This window comes from Thermomonas sp. XSG (genome assembly GCF_014678725.1).
Taxonomy (GTDB): Bacteria; Pseudomonadota; Gammaproteobacteria; order Xanthomonadales; family Xanthomonadaceae; genus Thermomonas.
This window is the reverse complement of record NZ_CP061497.1, coordinates 1865803-1888060: the sequence shown is the minus strand read 5'-3', so window position 1 is coordinate 1888060 and position 22258 is coordinate 1865803. Positions and strand designations below refer to the sequence as shown.

At 69.3% G+C, this 22258-nt stretch carries 24 protein-coding genes; 13 read left to right on the top strand and 11 right to left on the bottom strand.

Going from position 1 to position 22258, the window contains the following annotated elements:
* Positions 1-4 precede the first annotated feature (4 nt).
* Positions 5-1906, top strand: a complete 1902-nt coding sequence (locus ICG51_RS08920) for an MFS transporter (protein ID WP_223809413.1) — start codon at positions 5-7, stop codon at positions 1904-1906.
* 3 nt (positions 1907-1909) lie between these two features.
* Here the strand turns inward: ICG51_RS08920 and ICG51_RS08915 are convergent, their stop codons facing one another.
* Genes ICG51_RS08915 through ICG51_RS08900 form a run of 4 tightly spaced genes read right to left on the bottom strand, consistent with a single transcriptional unit; the run spans position 1910 to position 4902 of the window.
* The gene (locus ICG51_RS08915) at positions 1910-2812 is read right to left on the bottom strand and encodes a hypothetical protein (protein WP_190280035.1); all 903 of its coding nucleotides are present in this window, start codon (positions 2810-2812) and stop codon (positions 1910-1912) included.
* A gap of 53 nt (positions 2813-2865) precedes the next feature.
* Positions 2866-3789 carry an NAD(+) diphosphatase gene (gene nudC, locus ICG51_RS08910; protein ID WP_190280034.1) on the bottom strand — a complete coding sequence of 308 codons (924 nt, stop codon included), beginning with the start codon at positions 3787-3789 and terminating at the stop codon, positions 2866-2868.
* Between the two features lie 11 nt (positions 3790-3800).
* Positions 3801-4172, bottom strand: a complete 372-nt coding sequence (gene erpA, locus ICG51_RS08905) for an iron-sulfur cluster insertion protein ErpA (RefSeq protein ID WP_190280033.1) — start codon at positions 4170-4172, stop codon at positions 3801-3803.
* Between the two features lie 31 nt (positions 4173-4203).
* Positions 4204-4902, bottom strand: coding sequence for a DUF6776 family protein (locus ICG51_RS08900; RefSeq protein WP_223809412.1), 699 nt, complete (start codon positions 4900-4902; stop codon positions 4204-4206).
* Between the two features lie 92 nt (positions 4903-4994).
* Between ICG51_RS08900 and ICG51_RS08895 the strand changes: the two genes are divergently transcribed.
* The 3 genes from ICG51_RS08895 to ICG51_RS08885 all read left to right on the top strand — a co-directional run bounded on the left by ICG51_RS08895 (position 4995) and on the right by ICG51_RS08885 (position 9716).
* Positions 4995-5603 (top strand): DUF4126 domain-containing protein, encoded by a 609-nt coding sequence (locus ICG51_RS08895; RefSeq protein WP_190280032.1) that lies wholly within the window; start codon positions 4995-4997, stop codon positions 5601-5603.
* Positions 5604-5760: 157 nt separating this feature from the next.
* A complete protein-coding gene (locus ICG51_RS08890) occupies positions 5761-7455 on the top strand; it encodes an EAL domain-containing response regulator (protein ID WP_190280031.1) in 1695 nt (564 codons plus the stop codon).
* 44 nt (positions 7456-7499) lie between these two features.
* Entirely contained in the window at positions 7500-9716 is a 2217-nt protein-coding gene (locus tag ICG51_RS08885; RefSeq protein ID WP_190282428.1) for an ATP-binding protein, read from the top strand.
* Positions 9717-9743: 27 nt separating this feature from the next.
* On the opposite strand, the gene bfr is transcribed toward ICG51_RS08885, so the two are convergent.
* The 6 genes from bfr to pssA form a co-directional block, all read right to left on the bottom strand.
* Positions 9744-10217 carry a bacterioferritin gene (gene bfr, locus ICG51_RS08880; RefSeq protein ID WP_190280030.1) on the bottom strand — a complete coding sequence of 158 codons (474 nt, stop codon included), beginning with the start codon at positions 10215-10217 and terminating at the stop codon, positions 9744-9746.
* A gap of 108 nt (positions 10218-10325) precedes the next feature.
* Positions 10326-10529 (bottom strand): (2Fe-2S)-binding protein, encoded by a 204-nt coding sequence (locus ICG51_RS08875; protein WP_190280029.1) that lies wholly within the window; start codon positions 10527-10529, stop codon positions 10326-10328.
* An 86-nt stretch (positions 10530-10615) separates the two neighbouring features.
* Positions 10616-10969 (bottom strand): 6-carboxytetrahydropterin synthase QueD, encoded by a 354-nt coding sequence (gene queD, locus ICG51_RS08870; protein ID WP_190280028.1) that lies wholly within the window; start codon positions 10967-10969, stop codon positions 10616-10618.
* 53 nt (positions 10970-11022) lie between these two features.
* Positions 11023-11496: a ribosomal protein S18-alanine N-acetyltransferase gene (gene rimI / locus ICG51_RS08865; protein WP_190282427.1), complete on the bottom strand. Its 474-nt coding sequence runs from the start codon at positions 11494-11496 to the stop codon at positions 11023-11025.
* 5 nt (positions 11497-11501) lie between these two features.
* The gene (locus ICG51_RS08860) at positions 11502-11780 is read right to left on the bottom strand and encodes a hypothetical protein (protein WP_190280027.1); all 279 of its coding nucleotides are present in this window, start codon (positions 11778-11780) and stop codon (positions 11502-11504) included.
* Positions 11781-11782: 2 nt separating this feature from the next.
* On the bottom strand, positions 11783-12556 hold the full coding sequence (gene pssA / locus ICG51_RS08855) for a CDP-diacylglycerol--serine O-phosphatidyltransferase (protein ID WP_190280026.1): 774 nt from the start codon (positions 12554-12556) through the stop codon (positions 11783-11785).
* Positions 12557-12629: 73 nt separating this feature from the next.
* Between pssA and ICG51_RS08850 the strand changes: the two genes are divergently transcribed.
* The 4 genes from ICG51_RS08850 to ICG51_RS08835 all read left to right on the top strand — a co-directional run bounded on the left by ICG51_RS08850 (position 12630) and on the right by ICG51_RS08835 (position 15548).
* Positions 12630-13013 carry a DUF4124 domain-containing protein gene (locus tag ICG51_RS08850; RefSeq protein WP_190280025.1) on the top strand — a complete coding sequence of 128 codons (384 nt, stop codon included), beginning with the start codon at positions 12630-12632 and terminating at the stop codon, positions 13011-13013.
* Complete coding sequence (locus tag ICG51_RS08845) at positions 13010-13276, top strand: DUF4124 domain-containing protein (protein WP_190280024.1); 267 nt, start codon at positions 13010-13012, stop codon at positions 13274-13276. Before ICG51_RS08850 ends, ICG51_RS08845 begins: the two co-directional genes overlap by 4 nt.
* A 66-nt stretch (positions 13277-13342) precedes the next feature.
* On the top strand, positions 13343-15055 hold the full coding sequence (locus tag ICG51_RS08840; protein WP_190280023.1) for a proline--tRNA ligase: 1713 nt from the start codon (positions 13343-13345) through the stop codon (positions 15053-15055).
* Positions 15056-15176: 121 nt separating this feature from the next.
* The gene (locus tag ICG51_RS08835) at positions 15177-15548 is read left to right on the top strand and encodes an H-NS histone family protein (protein WP_190280022.1); all 372 of its coding nucleotides are present in this window, start codon (positions 15177-15179) and stop codon (positions 15546-15548) included.
* 77 nt (positions 15549-15625) lie between these two features.
* Here ICG51_RS08835 and ICG51_RS08830 read toward each other — a convergent pair whose 3' ends face one another.
* Positions 15626-16888, bottom strand: a complete 1263-nt coding sequence (locus tag ICG51_RS08830) for a threonine/serine exporter family protein (protein ID WP_190280021.1) — start codon at positions 16886-16888, stop codon at positions 15626-15628.
* 56 nt (positions 16889-16944) lie between these two features.
* Between ICG51_RS08830 and ICG51_RS08825 the strand changes: the two genes are divergently transcribed.
* The 5 genes from ICG51_RS08825 (at position 16945) to ICG51_RS08805 (ending at position 22244) form a co-directional block, all read left to right on the top strand.
* Positions 16945-18069 (top strand): ABC transporter permease, encoded by a 1125-nt coding sequence (locus ICG51_RS08825; protein ID WP_223809411.1) that lies wholly within the window; start codon positions 16945-16947, stop codon positions 18067-18069.
* Between the two features lie 2 nt (positions 18070-18071).
* Complete coding sequence (locus tag ICG51_RS08820; RefSeq protein ID WP_190280019.1) at positions 18072-18896, top strand: ATP-binding cassette domain-containing protein; 825 nt, start codon at positions 18072-18074, stop codon at positions 18894-18896.
* A 13-nt stretch (positions 18897-18909) separates the two neighbouring features.
* Positions 18910-19836: an MlaD family protein gene (locus ICG51_RS08815; RefSeq protein ID WP_190280018.1), complete on the top strand. Its 927-nt coding sequence runs from the start codon at positions 18910-18912 to the stop codon at positions 19834-19836.
* On the top strand, positions 19833-20489 hold the full coding sequence (locus tag ICG51_RS08810) for an ABC-type transport auxiliary lipoprotein family protein (RefSeq protein WP_190280017.1): 657 nt from the start codon (positions 19833-19835) through the stop codon (positions 20487-20489). The genes ICG51_RS08815 and ICG51_RS08810 overlap by 4 nt, the downstream gene beginning before the upstream one ends.
* Positions 20490-20567: 78 nt before the next feature.
* Positions 20568-22244: an electron transfer flavoprotein-ubiquinone oxidoreductase gene (locus ICG51_RS08805; protein ID WP_190280016.1), complete on the top strand. Its 1677-nt coding sequence runs from the start codon at positions 20568-20570 to the stop codon at positions 22242-22244.
* Positions 22245-22258: the final 14 nt, after the last annotated feature.

Here is a 22258-nt window from a genome sequence, read left to right as displayed (position 1 = left end):
GCCGATGGCCCATTCGCAATTCGACCTGCTGCGGCAGCGCCGCTTCCTGCCCTATTTCGTGGTGCAGTCGCTGGGCGCGTTCAACGACAACGTGTACCGGCAGGCGATCATCGGCCTGCTGGCCTACATGGCGGTGGGAAGCAGCCAGATGGGGCTGTACGCGAACCTGGCGCCGGCCATTTTCATCCTGCCCTATTTCCTTTTCTCAGCCACCGCCGGGCAGATCGCGGAGCGGCTGGAGAAGCAGAAGCTGATCGTCATCACCACCACCATGGAGATCGTGGTGATGTCGCTGGCGGCGCTGGGCTTCCTGCTGCAGAGCATGCCGATCCTGCTGGTGGCGCTGTTCGGTACCGGGGTGCAGTCCACGCTGTTCGGGCCGGTGAAGTATTCGATCCTGCCTTCGGTGCTGAAGCCGGAGGAGCTCACCGGCGGCAACGGGCTGGTAGAGATGGGCACCTCGCTGTCGATCCTGATCGGGATGATCTTCGGCGGGCTGATCTTCCAGCTGGCCGGCGAGCGCGGGCCGCAGGTGGCGGCGGTGTCGGTGATCCTGATGGCGATTGCCGGCAACCTGGTGGCGCGACGGATTCCCGCGGTCGATGCCGGTGATCCCTCGCTGAAGATCAGCTGGAACATCCTGCGCGAGTCCTGGCGCATCTGGCGGCTGACCCGCCGGCAGCTGGCGGTGCGCAACGCGGTGCTGGGGGTGAGCTGGTTCTGGTTCGTCGGCACCGTGCTGACCGCGCAGCTGCCGGTCTACGCGCAGGCCAACCTCGGCGGCACCCAGAACCTCTACATCTTCGCGCTGGCGCTGTTCTCGGTGGGCGTGGGCATCGGTTCGATGTCGTGCGAGAAGCTGTCCGGGCGCACCGTGGAAATCGGCCTGGTGCCGCTGGGCGCGTTCGGCGTCAGCGCCTTCCTGCTCGATCTGTACTTCGCCCGGCCCGGGCAGGCGCTGGCGCACGGGCTGTCGCTGAAGCAGTTCATCGACGCGCCGGGCAGCTGGCGGATCATGCTGGACCTGACCGGCATCGGCCTGTTCACCGGCTTCTTCGTGGTACCGCTGTTCGCGCTGATCCAGAGCCGCACGCCGCGCAACGAACTGGCGCGGGTGATCTCCGGCATGAACATCCAGAACGCGATGTTCATCGTCGCCGCCGCGCTGATCGGGCTGGCGCTGCAGCGCTACCTCGGCTGGAACATCCCGCAGGTGTTCCTGGCGCTGGCGATCGCCAACACGCTGGTGGCGATCTGGATCTTCAGCATCGTCCCCGAGTTCTTCATGCGCTTCCTCAGCTGGGTGATGGTGCGCACGCTGTACCGGCTGAAGCTGCACGGCATCGAAAAGCAGGTGCCGGACGAGGGCGCGGCGCTGCTGGTGTGCAACCACGTCAGCTACATGGACGCGCTGATCCTGTCGGCCTGCATCCCGCGGCCGGCGCGCTTCGTGATGTATTACCGGATCTTCAACATCCCGGTGATGCGCTGGATCTTCCGCACCGCCAAGGCGATCCCGATCGCCGGCGCGCGCGAAAACCCGGAGGTGATGCAGCGCGCGTTCGACGCGGTGGACGCGGCGCTGGCTGAAGGCGAACTGGTCTGCATCTTCCCCGAAGGCGCACTGACGAAAGACGGCAACATCGCGCCGTTCAAGTCCGGCATGGAGAAGATCCTCGAACGCGCCGCCGCGCGCGGGCAGGTGGTGCCGGTGGTGCCGCTGGCGCTGAAGAACATGTGGGGCAGCATGTGGAGCCGGCGCGACGGCAGCATGCATCGCATGCGCATCCCGCGGCGGCTGCGTGCCCATGTCGAGGTGATGGCTGGCGCGCCGGTTGACGGCGGCAGCGCCACCGCTGCGCTGCTGGAGGCGCAGGTGCGCGCCCTGCGCGGCGACGCGGCGTAAGGGCTACCCCGCCCAGCCCGCCACCACCACCAGCGCCAGCACCGCCAGCCACAGCACCAGCACGCGCCAGACCAGGCTCATCGCATCGCGCAGTTCCGGCAGCTCGCCGAAGGCCTCCACCAGCGCGGTGGAGGCGGGAATGCCGGCGTCGGTGAAATCGGCGACTTCCTCGGCGATCTCGCAGCGCACGCTGGCACGCGCCGCGCTGGCCAGCAGCCGTCCCTGCAGGCCGAACGCGCCCGGCTCGCGCCAGGCAGAAGCCACGCTGTCGAAGTTTCCGACCAGCGCCAGCGCCAGCGTCATCAGCTGCAGCGCCGGCCATTCCAGCAGCGCCAGCCAAAGGCGCGCGCCGTCCAGCGTGCCGGCCGGCATCGTGTCGGCGTCCTGGGTCGCAGCCTGCGCGCTCAGCCGATAGAGCAGCGCGCCGAACGGGCCCAGCAGGCAGAACCAGAACAGCACCGCGAACCAGCGCCGCAGCGCATTGGTGAACACCGCCTCGACCAGCGAGCCACCATCCAGCCGCGGCGATACGCCCGGTGGCCACAGCGGCGTCGCCGCGGCACGGCGGCCGGCCGGATCGGAGGCATCCAGGATTGCCTGCACATCCACGTCCAGGTCACGCGGGCCCCAACACCAGAACAGCACCGCGATGCCCAGCAGCAGCCCCGGCAGGCCCCACAACGGGTGATGCAATCCGAACTGCAGCAGCGCCATCGGCAGCAACGGCACCAGCAGCGCCAGCGCGATCCCATAGGGGCCGCGCCAGAAGCTGCCGGCCGGGAACTGCGCGTTCAGCCACTGCAGCCAGCTGCGGAACCAGCCGAACCGCCGCAGCCCGGCCGCAAGCGCCGGGGCCAGGTGCCCGACGGCAAGCGCGATGACGACGGCGAGCAGGGTGGCGGTCATGGCGGCAGTGTAGAGCGTGTGGTGGCGTGCGGTGGACGAATGCCGCGGCGGCGTCAGCGCGGGGCGTGCGCCGCGTCGTGCTCGTCCAGCCAGCAGCGGATGACATGGCGCGAAATGGACACCGGCGAGGACAGCACGATCCCCTCGCCTTCGCCGTCGGCATCGCGCCAGTCGCGCTCGAGCCCGGCACGCACCTCGTCGGCGCTGAACCAGCGTGCGTCTTCCAGTTCCTCGCTGGCCCGCGGCGTATCGGGTTCGGCGCGGGCGATGAAACCCAGCATCAGCGAGCCGGGGAACGGCCACGGCTGCGAAGCCAGATAGCGCGCGGTGTCGACCTGCACGCGCACACCGGTTTCCTCCATCACCTCGCGCGCCACCGTCTGCTCCAGCGTTTCGCCGGGCTCGACGAAACCGGCCACCACCGACCAGCGCCGCGCCGGCCAGCTGGCCTGGCGGCCCAGCAGCAGGCGCTCGCCATCGGTGATGGCGGCGATCACCGCCTGGTCGGTGCGCGGGTAGTGTTCGCTGCCGCAGCCGTCGCAGTGGCCCAGCCAGCCCGCGCGACGGAAGCGCAGCACGCCGCCGCAGGCCGCGCAGAAGCGATGCCGCTGGTGCCAGTGCTGCACCGCCCGCGCCTGCGCGAACAGGGTGGCCTGCCACGCCGGCCACTGGGTGGCGGCGCGGCGCAGGTCGATCCGTGCGGGTGCGTCGATGCCATGCGCGGCAGCGGCCAACGAAAACCAGGCCCGCCCTTCGCGCAGCCCGAGGAATACCGCGTCGCCCAATCCATCCGGCAACGCCGCGCCATCCAGCGGGAGCAGCCGCGCGTCCGCATCGACCAGCGCAAGGCCGGCCTCGTCCAACGCGATGACCCCGCACCGTGGCCATGCGGCCGCGAGCGCGGCCGGGTCGTCACGCAGATGGTCGGCGCGGTCCAGCGCGCCATCGACGAACGCGAACGGCGATGCGGACCGCATCCCCGCGGCGCTCACACGGTGAAGCTGCTGCCGCAGCCGCAGGTGGTCTTGGCGTTGGGATTGCGGATCACGAACTGGGCACCGGCCAGCGATTCGCTGTAGTCCACCTCGGCGCCCGCCAGGTATTGCAGGCTGAGCGGATCGACCAGCAGCGTGGCGCCGTCGGTGACGATGGCGATGTCGTCCTCGTTGCGGCCCTCATCGAACTCGAAGCCGTACTGGAAGCCGGAACAGCCGCCGCCCTGGATGTAGGCGCGCAGGCTGAGCGAGGCATTGCCCTCTTCCGCCACCAGCTCGCGCACCTTGGCGGCGGCGGCGGCAGTGAAGCGCAGCGGCGCCGAGGGCGAGGGCGGCGCGGCCTGGTCGAGTACGGCGATTTCCATGCGCCCAGCATGGGGGGCGCCGGCCGCCGATTCAACCTCCGGCGGACGTGGTGGCGGCGCTCCAAGTGAACGATTGCTCCACCGCCGCGCCCGAGGCCGGCAGCAGCCGCACCACCACCCGCACCGGGCGGATCCCCCGCGGCAGCACGATGTCGCCCTCGACCTGCTGGAAATAACGGAACGAATACTCGATGCCGGGCGCGCCGGCCTGCTGGCGCAGCACGTTCCAGTCCAGCCGCCGCATGCTGCCGCCATCGGTCACTTCCAGCGCCAGTTGCAGCCGGCCGCTGCTGACCGCGCCGCGGTTGAGGTTCTGGGTCAGGGTGGCGACGAAATGCCATAGCTGCGGGTCGCGCTGCGGCGCCAGCTTCAACTCGTGCACCGACAGTCCACGGCGCTGCCCGGTCGCGCCCACGAAGCGTTCGTAGAAGGCGACGTCGGCGCGCAGGCCGGCGATTTCCTCGTCGCGCTCGGCCAAGGTGGCCTGCAGGTCGGCATTGGCCTGGCGGGTGATCTGGTCGGAACGCGCCAGGGTGGCGTTGCGCTGCTCCAGCGCCTCGATGCGGCGCGCCTGCTGGCGCAGCTGTTCACCCGCGTTGGCCGGGCTGGGCGCGAACGCGCGCCACGTTCCCCACAGCCCCAGCAACAGCGCCACTGCCACCAGTGCTGCCAGCGCCGCGCGCGGATGGCCGGCGCCGGGCAAGCGCTGCAGGGGCTCGGGTGTCGGCATCGTCGTGGTATCGCATCCGCGCCGCGCCTGCGTCAAGCCGGCGCCGCGTATAGACTGCCCCCATCGCAAGCCTGCCCCGGATATCCGCAAGCATGGAGACGGCACACGTATTCGCGATCGGGGTACTGCTGGCCTGGCTGGCCGGCATCCGCGCGTACCTGACCGTGTTCGGGGTCGGCCTTGCCGGCCTGTTCGGCTGGCTGGACCTGCCGCCGGCACTGGAAGTCACGCAGTCGCCCTGGGTGCTGGGGACCGCCGGCACGCTGGCCGTCGCCGAATTCCTGGCCGACAAGATTCCCGGCGTGGATTCCACTTGGGACCTGCTGCAGACCCTGATGCGGATTCCCGCCGGCGCGTTCCTGGCCGCGGCGACCCTGTCGCCGGATGGCGAGCTGGGCGCCGGGATGCTGGCCACCGGCGCCGGCGTCGCCCTGGCCAGCCACGTGCTGAAGGCGGGAACGCGCGCCGTGCTGAACGGCTCGCCGGAGCCCTTCAGCAACTGGATTGCATCGGTCTCCGAAGACGCGCTGGTGATCGGTGCGCTGGCGCTGGCCTTCAGCTATCCGTGGCTGGCACTGGGCCTGGCCGTGACCCTCAGCATCGGACTGGCCCTGCTGGTCTGGTGGCTGTGCCGGAAGGTGCTGCGGGGGATGGCGCGGCTGCGCAATGCCACGTTCGCACCGCGCTCCGGCCGTCCGTAGTACCGTTTTACGTCAGATGTCACACTGCGGCGTGTTTCACGCTGCCACGCATGTTCAAGAGGAGATCCATGAAGTTGTTTGCCACGGACGCCGCGCCGGCCCTTCCCCGATCGCGCGCCCCCCTGCCGGTCCGCTCCGCGGACGCCGGGATCCCCGCATGAGCGCCGCGCACGGCGAGGCCGGCGCGGACGCGGCACCGTTCCGCGTGCTGATCGTCGAGGACGACCGCAGCCAGGCGATCTTCGCCGAGGCGATCCTGCGCGGTGCCGGCATGCAGGCGGAAGTCGTGGCGATGCCCGAGCGGATGATGGAGGCGATGGAGCGCTTCGATCCCGACCTGGTGCTGATGGACCTGCACATCCCCGGTTCCAGTGGCACCACTCTGACCGCGCAGATCCGCGAACACCCGCGCTTCGAGCACACCCCGGTGGTGTTCCTGACCGGCGACCAGGATCCGGAGCGCCAGGTCGAAGTGCTGGAGCACGGCGGCGATGACTACCTGCTCAAGCCGGTGCGCCCGCGCCACCTGATCGCGGCAGTGCAGAGCCGAGTCAAGCGCGCGCGCGCGCTGGCCAGCAGCCGCATGGCCACGGTGGACAGCGACCGCCACCCGGTCACCGGCCTGTATACCCGCCCGGCCCTGATGAAGGCGCTGGCCGCCCAGCTGGCCCAGCGCACCCCCGGTGGCGCGCTGCTGGTGGAGATGGGCAATGCTACGGCGCTGCGCAAGCATTACGGCTATGCGGCGTTCGAGAACCTCATCAATGACGCTGGCCGCTACCTCGGCAGCCTCGCCCAGGACCACATCACCGCGCGCCTGAGCGACAACGCCTTCCTGGTCGTGGTGCGCGGGCTCGAGCGCGGCGCGCTCGACGCCTATGCGCGCAACCTGCGCGACGGCGTGGGCTACCACGACTTCCAGACCGACGGCGACACCCTCCGGCTGCGCTGCACCATCGGCTACACCACCTTCGAGCACGGTTTCACCGATGCCGGCGCGGTGCTCTCGGCCTGCGAGGACGCGGCGCGCGAAGCCCAGGGTTCGCCGATCGGCCTGGCCGCCTACGTGCCGCCGGATACCGCGGTCTCCAGCGACGTGGCCGACGAGCTGCGCGCAGCACTGGTCTCCGGCGACGACACTCTCTACCTCGCATTCCAGCCCGTGGTGGCGGTGGCCGGCGGCGACGACGCGCAGTTCCAGGTACTGGTGCGCATGCGCGGCCCCGACGGCAACGTGCGCAGGGCAGGCGAATTCCTGTCCGCCGCGCAGTCCGCCGGACTGATGCCGCAGGTCGACCGCTGGGTGATGGAACACGCCCTGGCGCTGCTGCAGAAGCGGCGCGCGGAAAGCCGGCCGATGCGCCTGTTCGTCTCGCAGTCACCCAGCACGCTGGCGCAGGACAGCTATGTCGGCTGGCTGCTGCAGGCGCTGGAGCGCCACAACGTCGATCCGTCGTCGCTGGTCATCGACCTGCGCCTGGACGACGCCGTGGTGCACGTGGTGCTGCTGCACCAGTTCTGCGAGCAGCTGGTCCCGGCCGGCGTGCAGTTCTGCCTCAGCCAGTTCCGCCGCGGCGAAGATGCTAACCAGCTGCTGCAGGAATTGCCGCTGGGCTACCTGCGCCTGTCCGCCGACTTCGCCCGTCAGCCGCTGCCACCCGAACTGCACGACGAGATGCGCGACGTGATCGAGCGCGCGCACAGGCTTGGCCTGCAGGTGATCGGACAGGCGGTGGAAGACCCGCAGGCGGCGGCCGCGCTATGGGTGGGCGGCATCGACTTCATCCAGGGCAACCTGGTGCAGCGCCCGGAGCAGGCGCTGGACTTCGACTTCAGGAGCGCGACCTTGTGAACAGCGACGACGTCCGTGGCCTGAGCCTGCTGACCGCCCGCTGGCTGGCCCTGGGCGCGGCCGGCGGCGCGTCGCTGGCGCTGGTCATCGAACGCTTCGGGGTGGAAGGCCCTTGGCAGATCATCGCGCTGGTGCTGGCCCTGCTGGCACTGTTCGCCACCACCACCTTGGCCTTCGCGGTCCGCAGGCGCGAGCAGCAGCTGGTGCAGCAGGCGCAGCAGGGCCGCCGCAGCGACGAGGAGATCAACGCCCTGCAGCGCGAGATCGACCGCCATACCCAGCTGGAAGCCGAACTGACCCGCGCCAAGCAGGCGGCGGAATCGGCAGTGATGGCCAAGGGCGAGTTCCTCGCCACCATGAGCCACGAGATCCGCACGCCGCTCAACGGCATCATCCCGATGCTGGACCTGCTCTCCAGTTCGCGGCTGGCGCTGGACCAGCAGGAGATCCTGAAGACCGCAACCGCCTCGGCGCAGCAGTTGCTGCGCATCGTCGACGACATCCTCGACTACTCGAAGCTGGAAGCGGACCGGCTGGAGCTGGAAACCACCGGCTTCAACCTGCGCGAGTTGCTGCACAGCGTCATCACCCTGATGGAGCGCCCGGCCGAAGCCAAGGGCCTGCACTTGACCCTGTTCATCGACCCGTCGGTGCGCCTGCCGGTGCGCGGCGACCCGGTACGGCTGCGGCAGATCCTCAGCAACCTGATCAGCAACGCGATCAAGTTCACCGAGCGCGGCAGCGTCACCGTCAATGTGCGCCGGACCGGCGAGACCCCCGCCCAGCACCAGCTGCGCTTCGAGGTGCAGGACACCGGCATCGGCATCGATGCAGCCACCCGCGAGCGGCTGTTCCAGCCGTTCAGCCAGGCCGACGCCTCGACCACCCGCATCTATGGCGGCACCGGCCTCGGGCTGGTGATCTCGCAGCGGATCGTCGCACTGATGGGCGGGCGGATCGGGGTGGAATCGCAGGCCGGCATGGGCTCGACCTTCTGGTTCGAGGTTCCGCTGCTGAAGGTGGCCGGCGACATGCCCACCCAGCAGGAGGACCTGCACGGCGGCCGGATCCTGCTGATCACCACCGACCAGCGGCTGCGCATGCGCCTGACCATGCTGCTGCCCAACTGGGGCCTGCGCGTCACCACGGTGGAGAACACCCACGATGCGCTGGAACGCCTGCGCCAGGCGCGCGCCCAGGGTGAACCTTGGTCCTACTCGGTGGTGCTGGCCGACCTGTCCAGCATCCGCAGCACCGCGCTGTCGCTGGCCCGCAACATGGAGCGCCGCTCCCAGTTCGGCGACGCCCGCCTGGTCTACCTGCGGGGCGACGAGGTCACCTCGCTGGATCTGCCGATGTCGGCCACGATCATCCCGCGCAACGTCGAGGACGTCGACCTGCGCGCGGCGCTGTCCGCCTCGGGGGTGTCGTGGTCCCACCATGATCCGCATCCGGAACCGGCACCGCGGGCGCCCCGCGCCATGCCGCAGCGCAAGACCCGGGTGCTGCTGGTGGAGGACAACCCGGTCAACCTGATGGTGGCGCAGCGGCTGCTGCAGGTACTGGGGGTGGACTGCGATGCCGCCGGCAACGGCCAAGCCGCGCTGGAGAAGCTGGACGACGGCGATTACGACCTGGTCCTGATGGACTGCCAGATGCCGGTGCTGGACGGCTATGCCGCCACCCGCCGCTGGCGCGAGATCGAGCAGGAACGGGGTCTCGAGCGGCGCCTGCCGATCGTGGCGATGACCGCCAACGCGATGGCCGGCGACCGCCAGAAGTGCCTGGACGCCGGCATGGACGACTATCTTGCCAAGCCGGTCACCCGCGCCGAGCTGGAGCAGTGCGTGACCCGCTGGAAGAGTTCCAACCTTGCGGTGCCGGACACCCTGCCGCCGGCGGCGCAGATGGCCGAGCGTTCGCCGCCGGTGCTGGATGGCGGCGTGCTGGGCGAGCTGCGCGAGGTGCTGGGCCCGGAGGTGGACCGCATTGTCACCGTCTACCTGGAGGACGCGCCGCGCCTGATCGCCCAGCTGGAGCGGGCGGTGGCCAGCAACGACCCGATCGCCCTGCGCGTGGCTGCACACACCCTGAAGTCCTCCAGCGCCAACGTTGGTGCCACCACCCTGTCCGAGGCCGCGCGCGATCTCGAGCACGGCGCCCGCGACGGTACCCTGGCCAATCCCGGCAGCGCGGTGGCGCGCATCGTCGGCGAGTTCGCGCAGGTACGCGCCGCGCTGCAGGCCACGCTGCCGCGCTGATGCCGGCGCGACGCGCCAGCCAGCGCCTCAGCTGCGGTCGAGCTGCTGCGCCAGATAGTTCTGTTCGCCCAGGCGCTCGACCAGCGAAAGCTGGGTCTCGATCCAGTCGATGTGCTCTTCCTCGGAATCCAGGATGTCGGCGAACAGCTTGCGGCTGACGTAATCGGCAACGCTTTCGCAATAGGCGATCGCCTCGCGCAGCAGCGGCACGGCCTCCAGCTCCAGCGCGAGGTCGCAGCGCAGGATCTCCACCGGCGTCTCGCCGATCCGGATCTTCCCCAGCGCCTGGAAGTTCGGCAGGCCGTCGAGGAACAGGATGCGCTCGGACAGCGCATCGGCATGCTTCATCTCGTCGATGGATTCGTGGTGTTCGTGCTCGGCAAGCGCCTTCAGGCCCCAGTTCTTCAGCATCTTGGCGTGCAGGAAGTACTGGTTGATCGCGGTCAGCTCGTTGTAGAGCGCCTTGTTCAGAAATCCGATGACCTTGGCGTCGCCCTTCATGGCCGCTCCTGCTGCGTGGAAAGCGCCAATGTAGCGCCTGCCGTGGCGACCCGGCAAAACGTGGAAACCGGTTGCGGTTGCAATGCGGCCTAGCGGCCGCCGCGGCACTCAGGCCGCGCGGGCCAGCACCGGCAGCGGCAGCGCGCGACGGGCGCGCGCTTCGTCGATCAGCTCGGCCACCAGGCCGAGGCAGGAGCCGCAACTGGCGCCGGCACCGGTGCGCATGGTCATTTCGGACACGCTGTCGCAGCCGGCATCGGCTGCTTCGCGGATCTGCCGATCCGTCACCCCGTTGCAGATACAGACGTACATCGCGCGCCACCGGTTGGACCAATGACGCGATTCAATATCAATTGCGAATGATTGTCAATTGACAATTCGGCAGGAGGCGCTGGCGTTCAACCCCGGTAGCGGCAGCCGGAGGTGCAGGTCTCGTGCACCACCACTTCCGACAGCAGCGGCACCCGGGGCTTCATCCGCGCCCAGATCCACTCCGCCAGGCGCTCGCTGGTGGGGTTCTCCAGGCCTTCGATGTCGTTGAGGTAGTGGTGGTCGAGCTGTTCGTACAGCGGGGCGAATGCCGCCTTCAGGTCGGCGAAATCCATCACCCAGCCGATGTGCGGGTCGGGATCGCCGGACACATGCAACTCGATCCGGAACGAATGCCCGTGCAGGCGCGCGCACTTGTGCCCGTTCGGGACATTGGGCAGCCGGTGCGCGGCCTCGAGGGTGAAGCTCTTGAAGATGTCCATGCCGCCATTCTATTGGTTCGCCGGGCACGCTACCGCGACGGCTGGCGAGGCGCTCAGTCGAGCAGTTCCATCGCCATCACGATGGCATCCTCGCGGCCGTCGCGCGCCGGGTAATAGCGCGGCCGCCGGCCGATCTCGTTGAAGCCGCTGCGCTCGTACAGCGCGATCGCGCGCGGATTGGACGGCCGTACTTCCAGGAACACCCGCTGCGCACCGTGGCCGCGGGCGATCTTCAGCAGCGTCTGCAGCATCCGCGCGCCCAGGCCCTGGCCTTCGTTGCCGGGCGCGGTGCACAGGTTGAGCACGTGCGCCTCCCCAGCGGCGATGCTGAGCACGCCGTAGCCGACGATCACGCCCTGCCGCTCCAGCAGCCACATCGAATAGCCGGCGTGCAGGCAGTCGCGGAAGATGCCGCGACTCCACGGATAGGGGTAGGCGCGCTCCTCGATCAGCATCACCGCCTCGAGGTCGGCCTCGCGCATCGGCCGCAGGCTTGCCGTCGTTTCCGTCGCGTAGCCCTGCTGCATCGCGTTCACGCCGAGGGATCGCGCCGCAATGCGCGCAGGCGCGGCCACAGCGCGCGCTTGGCGGCGGCATCGCCGCGCAGGCGCGCGCTCTGCGCGGCGATGTCGGTGCGGGCCAGCAGGGCGTCGGGCGCCATGCCGGCCGCACGCGCCAGCCGGGCCAGCATCGGCGCATCCACCGCCGGTGCATCGCCGGCCCCGGCGACCGGGACCGGCGCATCGGGCAGGCGATACAGCACATGGCCGAGCTCGGCCAGCACCGCGCGCTGGAACCCGTCCCAGCTCACGCTCAGGCGTCCTGCCCCGCCGGGTGGCGACGGCGCAGCCACATCAGCGGCCCGGACAGCGCATACAGCGTGCTGGCGGTCAGCAACGTCACCGCCGGGGCGATCCACAGCGCGATCAGGATGGCCAGCGCCACCACCAGCGCGAAGAACGGCACCCGGTCGGCCTTCGGCCCGCTGCCGCTGCCCTTGAAGCTGCTGTAGCGGATCCGGCTGACCATCAACAGGCCGGCCACCACGGTCAGCGCCAGCGCGGCATAGCGCAGCTCCTCGCCGGACCAGCCGAATTCCTGGCAGACCCAGACGAAGCTGGCCATCAGTCCCGCTGCCGCCGGGCTGGCCAGGCCGATGAACCAGCGCTTGTCCACGGTGCCCACCTGGCTGTTGAAGCGGGCCAGGCGCAGCGCCGCGCAGGCCGCGTAGAGGAACGCCGCCAGCCAGCCGATCTTGCCCAGGGTCACGCTGTCGAGCTTCATCGACACCAGCGCCCAGTGGTACATCAGCATCGCCGGGGCCATGCCGAAGCTGATCAGGTCGGCCAGCGAGTCGTACTGCACGCCGAACTCGCTCTGGGTATTGGTCAGCCGCGCCACCCGCCCGTCCAGGCCGTCCAGCACCCCGGCCACGAAGATGGCCACGCAGGCCGCCTCGAATCGCCCCTGCGAAGCCGCGATGATGGCGAAGAAGCCACCAAAAAGGCCGCCGGTGGTGAACAGATTGGGGAGCAGATAGATGCCGCGGGCGCGCGGGCGCGGGGCGGGGGTTCCGGATTCGTCCATTCCGCCAGTTTACGGGCTTGCGGCGGCGGCGGCGCGGTGCTGCAATCGGCGCACATTCCCCCGGAGCGCCCGCATGAATCCCATCCGCCCCCTCGCCATCGCGTTGGCGCTGACCGTGGCCGCGGCACCGGCAATGGCGCAGCAGCGCGTCTACCAGTGGAAGGACGCCAATGGCGTGACCCATTACACTGACGTGGCCCCCAAGCAGATCCACCAGACCCGAGAAATCGAGGTCAATGACGGCAAGCCGGCGGAGGGCGCCGCCAAGCAGCCGGAAAGCGAGCAGTGCACCAAGGCCCGTGGCAACGTCGCCCGCCTGCAGGCCGGCGGACCGATCGGCATCGACACCAATGGCGACGGCAAGCCGGACCGCAACATGACCGCGGACGAGCACAAGGCCCAGCTGGAACTGAACCAGGCCGCGGTCAAGGCGTTCTGCATGCAGGCCAAGCCGTGAGACAGCTGGGCATGCTGCTGGCCGCGGTCGCGCTGGCGGCCGCGGCATGGTGGTGGTTCACCACCGAGATGCCGCGCCGTGAGCGCGAGCGTCAGGCCGCCGCGGAGGCTGCCGCCATCCAGGCCGACCGCGCCAATGCGCTGTACCGCTGGCGCGACGATGCCGGCAACCTGCAGGTCACCGAGGAGCCGCCCAAGGGCCGCCGCTACGAGAGGATCAGCCGCACCCCGCAGGACGGCATGGCGGTGGACGGCGCGAAATAGGCGCGGCGCCGCGGGGCACGCCGGCGGCGCATGGCAGAATGCGGGTTTTCCCCACGCCCGAATGCCATGCGCCTGTCGCAATTCCACCTCCGCACCGAAAAGGAAACCCCCGCCGACGCCGAGATCGTCAGCCACAAGCTGATGCTCAAGGCCGGCATGATCCGCAAGCTCGCCGCCGGCCTGTACACCTGGTCGCCGCTGGGGCTGCGGGTGCTGCGCAAGGTAGAAACGGTGGTGCGCGAGGAGATGAATCGCGCCGGCGCGATCGAAATGGCGATGCCGTCGGTGCAGCCGCGCGAGCTGTGGGAGGAAACCGGACGCTGGGCGAAATTCGGGCCGCAGCTGCTGAAGATCCGCGACCGCAAGGAGCAGGAATACTGCTTCACCCCCACCGCCGAAGAGGCGGTGACCGATTTCTTCCGCCAGGAAATCGCCAGCTACAAGCAGCTGCCGGTCAACTTCTACCAGATCACCAGCAAGTTCCGCGACGAAATCCGCCCGCGTTTCGGGGTGATGCGCGCGCGCGAATTCATCATGAAGGACGCCTATTCCTTCCACGCCGACGATGAATCGCTGCACGCCCAGTACCGCACCATGTACGACACCTACACGCGCATCTTCACCCGGTTGGGGCTGAAGTTCCGCGCGGTGGCGGCGGATACCGGCGCGATCGGCGGCAGCGCCTCGCACGAATTCCACGTGCTGGCCGATTCCGGCGAGGACGCGCTGGCGTTCTCGGAAACCTCCGATTACGCGGCCAACGTCGAACTGGCCGAAGCGGTTGCACCCGGCCCGCGCCCGGCCGCCTCGGAAACCCTGCGCGATATCGAAACGCCGGTCCAGAAAACCTGCGAGGAGGTCGCCGCACTGATGGGGATCGCGCTGGCGCGCACGGTGAAATCGGTGGCGATCATGGCCGTCGATGGCGATGGTGGACCGCAGTTCGTGCTGGCGCTGGTGCGCGGCGACCACGTGGTCAATGAGATCAAGCTGGCGAAACTGCCGGGGCTGGCGGATTACCGGCTGGCCACCGAAGCGGAAATCCTGGAATACCTGGGCAGCGAGCCCGGATTCCTCGGCCCGCTCCATGCGAAAAAAACCATCCGCGTGGTCGCCGACCGCAGCGTGGCCGCGCTGGCGGACTTCGTGGTCGGCGCCAACAGGCCCGGCTTCCATATCGCCGGGGTGAACTGGGGCCGCGACCTGCCGGAACCCGAAACCGCCGATATCCGCAACGTGGTCGAGGGCGACCCGTCGCCGGACGGCAGCGGCGCCCTGCGGATGGCCCGCGGCATCGAGGTCGGGCATGTGTTCGCGCTCGGCCGCAAATATTCCGAAGCGATGAAATGCACCGTGCTGGATGCCAGCGGCAAGGCGGTGAACCCGGCGATGGGCTGCTACGGCATCGGCGTGTCGCGCATTGTCGCCGCGGCGATCGAGCAGAACCACGACGACGCCGGCATCCGTTGGCCGCAGGCGATGGCGCCGTGGCAGGTGGCGGTCTGCGTGATCAATCCGAAGAACGATCCGGCGGTGGCCGAAGCCGCGGAGACCCTGCACGCGGAATTGAATGCCGCCGGCATCGATACCGTGCTGGACGACCGCGGCCTGCGCCCGGGCGCGATGTTCGCGGATATCGAGCTGATCGGCATCCCGCACCGGGTGGTGGTGTCCGGTCGCGGCCTGGAAGCCGGTACCTTCGAATATCGCGCCCGCAGCGCGGCGGAGGCGGAAAACCTGGACAGGGCGGCACTGCTGGCGCGGATTGGCGGCGCCTGAGGGGGATAACCGCGGCCGCCCAGCGATTACACGGAAATATTGGCGGCAAATCCGCACGGCGCTATTATCCGGGTGTCCAAGGATTGGATAACTCCCTCCATTCAATAAAAGAACAGAGCCCATGAGCCTGAATATCGAAACCCTGAACCCCCAGGAGCTGGCCGCGCTGATCAAGCGCGCCAACAGCCGCCGCAAGGTGCTGGCCAAGCGCAAGCCCGCGGCGCAGACCAAGGCGGCGGTCGCCAAGGTGCTGAAGGCATCCGGCTGGACGTTCGAAGAGCTGTACGGCAAGACCGGTGGCAGCACCGCCGCGGCGCCGGCGGCGAAGAAGGCCCGCAAGGCCACCAAGGGCCGCAGCACCGGCAAGGTGGCGCCGAAGTACCGCAACCCGGCCAATGACAAGGACACCTGGACCGGCCGCGGCCGCCAGCCGCGCTGGGTGGCGGCGGAAATCGCCAACGGCCGCAAGCTGGAAGATCTGCTGATCAAGTAAGCGCGCGCCACCGTGGAATCGAAAACGCCGGCACCCGCCGGCGTTTTTGTTTCCGGATTCAGTGGATCAGCTCGCGCTCAAAGGCTGCGCCGCGTGGGCATCAGCAGGTTGCCGAATACCAGCCCCGCCAGCAGCGCCATCAGGGTATTGAGTGCGGCCATCGCCGCGGCCTCGCCCGCGCCGATATCCTGCGACTGCACCAGTGAGATCACCCCACGCAAGGAAATGCTGCCGGGCACCAGGATGATGATGCCGGGCAGGCGCACCAACGCACCAGGCCGGTTGAACCAGCGCGCATAGGCGTTGCCCGCGGCGGTCGCCGCCAGCGCGGCCAGGAATACCCCGGCAATCGGCCCCAGCCACTCGCCGGAAAAGCGCGAGATCAGATAACCCGCGATCACCGACCCCATCACCAGCGGATAATCGCGGCGCCCGGCCTGGAACAGAACCGCGAATGCATACGCGGCCAGCGCCACCGCGGACCAGACCACCCATTCCGACTGCGGGCGCGACGCCCGCACCTGCGGTTCGATCCCGGCCACCCCGGCCAGTCCAAACGCGATCGCAATGCCAATGGTCAAGCTGACGATGATCATCAGCGCGCCGGCGAAGCGCGCGGTACCCGAGACCAGGTGCCGACTGGTCAGTTCGTTGGTGGACAGCGCCAGCATCATGCCGGGCAGGAGCACGATGACCGCCGCGATGATGACGGTATTTAGATTGAGCGGCCCAATGAAACTGCTGACCAGGATGGCCACCGTCCCCGCCAGCAGGCCGGCCAGCGCCTCGAAACTCTCGTGCAGGCGCGGCCGCGACTGCGCCGCCAGCGCCAGACCTCCAATCAGCAGCCCGATCACGCCAGCCGTGGCGATATCCAACCACGGCAGCCGCAGCAGCCCGGCCACCGCGGCCGAGGCCAGCGCGAAGCCCAACGCCACCATCACCTGGCCGCGCCAGCCACCGGGACGATCCAGCTCGCGCAGCGCCGCGCGGCCGGCGCCGATCCCCATGCGGCCGTTGATCACGTCCTCGGCGATGCGGTCGGCCTCGCACAGCTTGCGCAGGTTGGTATCGCCGAGCCCCGGGCGGATGATGCGGGTGGTGTCCGACTCGCCGGCCGGCCGCGCCGGGTCGCTGAAGGACAGGATGATCCCGGTCGGGTTGCACCACGGCTGGCATTCCAGCGCCAGCTTGCGCGCCACCGACTCGATCGCCGCCTCCATGCGCTGCGAGGTGGTGCCATAGGCGTGCAGGTGCCGGGCCAGGTCCACCACGAAGGCAATGCGTTCGGTGTAGGTCGCTTCGGTCATGGCGGACGGGCGGAGGAGGCCCCTAAGCATCGCATGGGCGATGGCGCATGCACACGTCGACACGGCATTGCGTAAGCTTGCCCGGCATGGAACCGGTAACCGACAGCGCCACGCCTGCCGCCGGCATCGACCAGGATGGAGATCCGGGCGTCCTGCGCCTGCGCGGCCGCTGGACGCTGCGCCATGCCGGCGCGATCGCGACCGCGCTCGCGGCTGCACCGGAACAGGTGGTCGGCGTGGACGCGCGCGGTTGCGAACGGCTGGACACGCTCGGCGTGCTGCAGCTGCTGCGCTTTGCCGACCGCCGCGGGCTGGACTATTCGACGCTGCGCTTCCGCACCGACCAGCAGCCGCTGGTGGATGCGATCGAGAACGTCCACGACGACCGCCCCGCGCGCAAGCGCGAACTCGGCGTCAAGGCGGCGATGGAGCGGCTGGGCCATGCGGTGGTGGAAAACGCCCACGAGGTGGTCATCCTGATCGGCTTCTTCGGCGAGGTGCAGGCCAAGCTGCTGCGCCTGTTCAAGGAGCCGGCGCGGCTGCGGTTGACCGCCACCGTCCACCACATGGAACAGATCGGCCTGGACGCGGTGCCGCTGGTGGCGTTGCTGTCGTTCATGGTGGGCGCGGTGATCGCCTTCCTCGGCGCGATGGTGCTGGCCGACTTCGGCGCGACGATCTTCGTGGTCGAACTGGTCAACGCCGCGTTCCTGCGTGAATTCGGGGTGCTGCTCACCGCGATCCTGCTGGCCGGCCGCACCGCCAGCGCGTTCACCGCGCAGATCGGCATGATGGTGAACCGCGAGGAGGTGGACGCGATCCGCGTGCTCGGCCTCGACCCGGTCGACCTGCTGGTGATCCCGCGCGTGCTGGCGCTGCTGGCGATGCTGCCGCTGCTGACCTTCATCGCGATGCTGGCCGGCATGCTGGGCGGCATGGCGGTGGGTGCGTTCAACCTCGACATCCCCGTCGTCGCCTACCTCGCGCGCGCGCACGAAACCATGCAGCTGCGGCACTTCGTGGTCGGCATGACCAAGGCGCCGCTGTTCGCGCTGGTGATCGGCCTGATCGGCTGCCTGGAGGGCCTGCAGGTCAAGGGCACCGCGCAGTCGCTGGGCGAGCGCACCACCTCCAGCGTGGTGCAGGCGATCTCGATGGTGATCGTGATCGACGCCTTTGCCGCGCTGTGGTTCATGCAGATGGACTATTGAGCATGGTCGACGCCACCGCACCCCGCACCAGCGACGGCAGCCCCCGGGAGGAAGCACCGGTGGTGCGCATGCGCGGGGTGGTCAACCGCTTCGGCGAGCAGATCGTGCACGACGGCGTCGACCTCGACCTGCGGCGCGGCGAGATCCTCGGCGTGGTCGGCGGGTCCGGCTCGGGCAAGTCGGTGCTGATGCGCTCGGTGCTGGGGTTGCGCAGGGCGGACGCCGGGCGCATCGAGGTGCTGGGCATGGACGCGACATCCACCGATCCGATGGTGCGTCGGCATATCGAGCGCAGCACCGGCGTGCTGTTCCAGGATGGCGCCCTGTTCTCGTCGTTGACCGTCGGCGAGAACGTGCAGGTGCCGCTGAAGGAGTACTACCCGGAGCTGCCGGAATCGCTGCGCTATGAACTTGCGCTGCTGAAGATCAAGCTGGCGGGGCTGCCGGCGGATGCCATAGACAAGCTGCCATCGCAGCTGTCCGGCGGCATGCGCAAGCGCGCGGCGCTGGCGCGTGCGCTGGCGCTGGACCCGCCGGTGCTGTTCCTCGACGAACCCACCGCCGGCCTCGACCCGATCGGCGCGGCGGCGTTCGACGAACTCATCCTGACCCTGCGGCGGGCGCTGGGCCTGACCGTGTTCCTGATCACGCACGATCTCGACACGCTATACGCTATCTGTGACCGGGTGGCGGTGCTGGCCGACCGCAAGGTCCTGGCGACCGCGCCGGTGGCCGAGCTGGAACGGCTCGACCATCCGTGGGTGCAGGCCTACTTCAACGGCCCCCGGGCGCGTGCCGCGCGCGCTTCGGTGGAAGGCAACGACTGATGGAGCTCACCTGATGGAGACGCGCGCCAACTACGTGCTGATCGGCACCTTCACGCTGGTGACCACGGTGCTCCTGCTGCTGTTCGCGTTGTGGGCCAGCAACTTTTCGGCGGCGCGCAACTGGCGCGAATACATGGTGGTGTTCACCGAGCCCGTGACCGGCCTCACCGAAGGCGGCAGCGTGCAGTACAACGGGCTGGCGGTAGGCACGGTGGAAAGCCTGAACCTGGACGACAACGATGCGCGACGGGTCATCGCACGCCTGAAGCTGAAGGCCAACACCCCGGTCAAGACCGACACCCGCGCCAAGCTCTCGCAGCAGGGCATCACCGGCGTGCCGTTCATCCAGCTCACCGGCGGCAGCCCCAACGCGCCGGCCCTGCAACCCTCGTCGGACGGACACCTGCCGGTGATCCGCACCGAGCCGTCGGCGCTGCAGAACATCGCCGACACCGCCAACCGGCTGGTGGCGCGGCTGGACCAAGTGTTGAGCGAGGACAACATCCGCCGCATCTCGCAGACGCTGGAAAACCTCGAACAGGCAAGCGGCAGCATCGCAGGCCGCCGCGAGGAGATCGGCGAGCTGATCGTCAATGCACGCGATGCCACGGCGGCGATGAAGACGGCCCTGGCCCATGCCGATGGTGCGATCCAGGGCGTGGACCGCAACCTGGTGCAGCGCCTGCCGGCGTTGCTGGACAAGCTTGATGCGGTGGTGACGAAGCTGGATGCGACCGCCGGCAACGCCAATGCCATGATCGCGGAGAACCGGCCGGCCCTGCAGAGCTTCACCACCGACGGCCTCGCCCAGCTGGGCCCCACCCTGGTGGAGCTGCGCGCGCTGATGCGCGACCTGCGCGCGCTGAGCGGGCGATTGGAAGGCAACCCCGCCCGCTACATCCTGGGCCGCGACGCCCCCAAGGAGTTCGACCCCAAATGACCCGCCTGCAGCGATGCCTCCGCCCCGCCCTGCTCGCCACCAGCCTGCTGCTGGCAGGCTGCAGCAGCCTGATCGGCGGCCCCCGCGAAACCCCGACCATCTACGCCCCCGAGCCGGCGCGGCGCGTCGACCCGTCCTGGCCTGCCGTGGACTGGTCACTGGCGCTGGCGCGCTCCGGCGAAGCGCAGATGGAAGACGGCCCGCGGATCGTGGTCAGCCCGGTACCGGGCGAACTGCAGGTCTACCGCGGCGCGCTGTGGGCGCGCACCCCCGCGGAGATGGTGCAGGACGCGGTGCTGCGTACGCTGGAGGACAGCGGCAAGCTGCCGCTGGTGGCGCGCCAGGGCAGCGGCCTCAGTGCCGACTACCGGCTGCTGCTGGAGGTGCGCGCGTTCCGCGCCGAGTACGCCGGCAGCGCGCTGCCCGCCGCAGTGGTCGAAGTCAACGCCACCCTGTTGCACCTGCGCGACCAGAGCGTGGCGGGCAGCCGCAACTTCCGCCAGTCACAGCCTGCGACGGGGGTGGCGGTGGCGGAGGTCGCCGACGCCTTCTCACAGGCACTGGCCGGGCTGAGCCACGACGTCGCCGGCTGGAGCCTGCAGGCCGGGCAGGCGCACGCCGGCCAGCCGCATCCATCTGCACCCGCGCGCTGACCGCCGCGGCATCCCGCCGCTAGATTGCCGGCTCCAGACAAAGCCCGGACAATCGGCGGTCTGCCAGAGGAGAGCCGCATGAATTCAGCCGCCCAGGACGCCGTCGAACGCGAGTCGATGGAATACGACATCGTGGTGGTGGGCGCCGGCCCGGCCGGCCTGGCCACCGCGATCCGGCTCAAGCAGCTGGCCAGCGCAGCCGGCAGCGAAGTCTCGGTCTGCGTGCTCGAGAAGGGCTCTGAACCGGGCGCGCACATCCTGTCCGGCGCCATCGTCGACCCCAAGGCGCTGACCGAGCTGTTCCCGGACTGGAAGGAGCGCGGTGCGCCGCTGAAGCAGGCGGTGACCCGCGACGAGTTCCTGTTCCTCGACGAAACCTCCGCGCGCGCCACCCCGCACTGGCTGTTGCCGGAGTGCTTCCACAACCACGGCAACTACGTGGTCAGCCTCGGCGCGCTGGCGCGCTGGCTGGCGCAGCAGGCCGAAGCGCTGGGCGTGGAGATCTTCCCCGGCTTCGCAGCCGCCGAAGTGCTCTACGACGAAGCCGGCGCGGTCAGGGGCGTGGCCACCGGCGACATGGGCATCGGCAAGGACGGCCAGCCCACCGACCAGTACCAGCCGGGCATGGAGCTGCATGCGAAATACACCATCTTCGCCGAGGGTGCGCGTGGCCAGCTGGGCCGCCAGCTGATTGCGAAGTACAAACTGGACGAAGGCAAGGACCCGCAGAGCTACGCGATCGGCATCAAGGAACTGTGGCAGGCCGATCCGGCGAAGCACCAGCCTGGCCTGGTCGTGCACACCGCCGGCTGGCCGCTGGCGAGCGACACCTACGGCGGCTCGTTCCTGTACCACGCCGAGGACGGCAGGATCGCGGTCGGCTTCGTGATCGGGTTGGACTACAAGAACCCGTGGCTGAGCCCGTTCGGTGAATTCCAGCGCTTCAAGACCCACCCGTCGATCCGCAAGCACCTGGAAGGCGGCAAGCGCATCGGCTACGGCGCGCGTGCGCTGACCGCCGGCGGCCTGCTCAGCCTGCCGAAGACGATCTTCCCCGGCGGCGCACTGGTCGGCTGCGAGGCCGGCTTCCTCAACGCCAGCCGCATCAAGGGCAGCCACGCCGCGATCAAGACCGGCATGCTCGCCGCCGAAGCCGCTCTCGCGGCCTTGGCTGAAGGCCGTCAGCGCGACGAGCTCACCGCCTACCCGGCCGCCTTCGAGAACAGCTGGCTGCACGCCGAACTACGGCAGTCGAAGAACTTCAAACAGTGGTTCAAGAAGGGCCGCGGCTTCGCCACCCTGATGACGGGCATCGAGCAGTGGCTGCTGCCGAAGCTGGGCATCCGCAACCCGCCGTGGACTATCCACCGCCAGCAGCCCGACCACGCCTGCCTGCAGCCGGCGGCGAGCCAGCCGAAGATCGACTATCAGAAGCCCGATGGCGTGCTGACCTTCGACCGCCTCAGCTCGGTGTTCCTGTCCAGCACCCACCACGACGAGAACCAGCCGGCGCACCTGACCCTGAAGAACCCGGCCATCCCGGTGACCGTGAACCTCAATGAATTCGCCGGCCCCGAGGCGCGCTACTGCCCGGCGGGCGTGTACGAATTCGTCGGCGAGGCCGGCAGTGAGCGCCTGCAGATCAACGCCGCCAACTGCGTGCACTGCAAGACCTGCGACATCAAGGATCCGACCCAGAACATCGTCTGGGTCGCCCCGCAGGGCGGCGGCGGGCCGAACTACCAGAACATGTGAGCCCCATGAAAAAG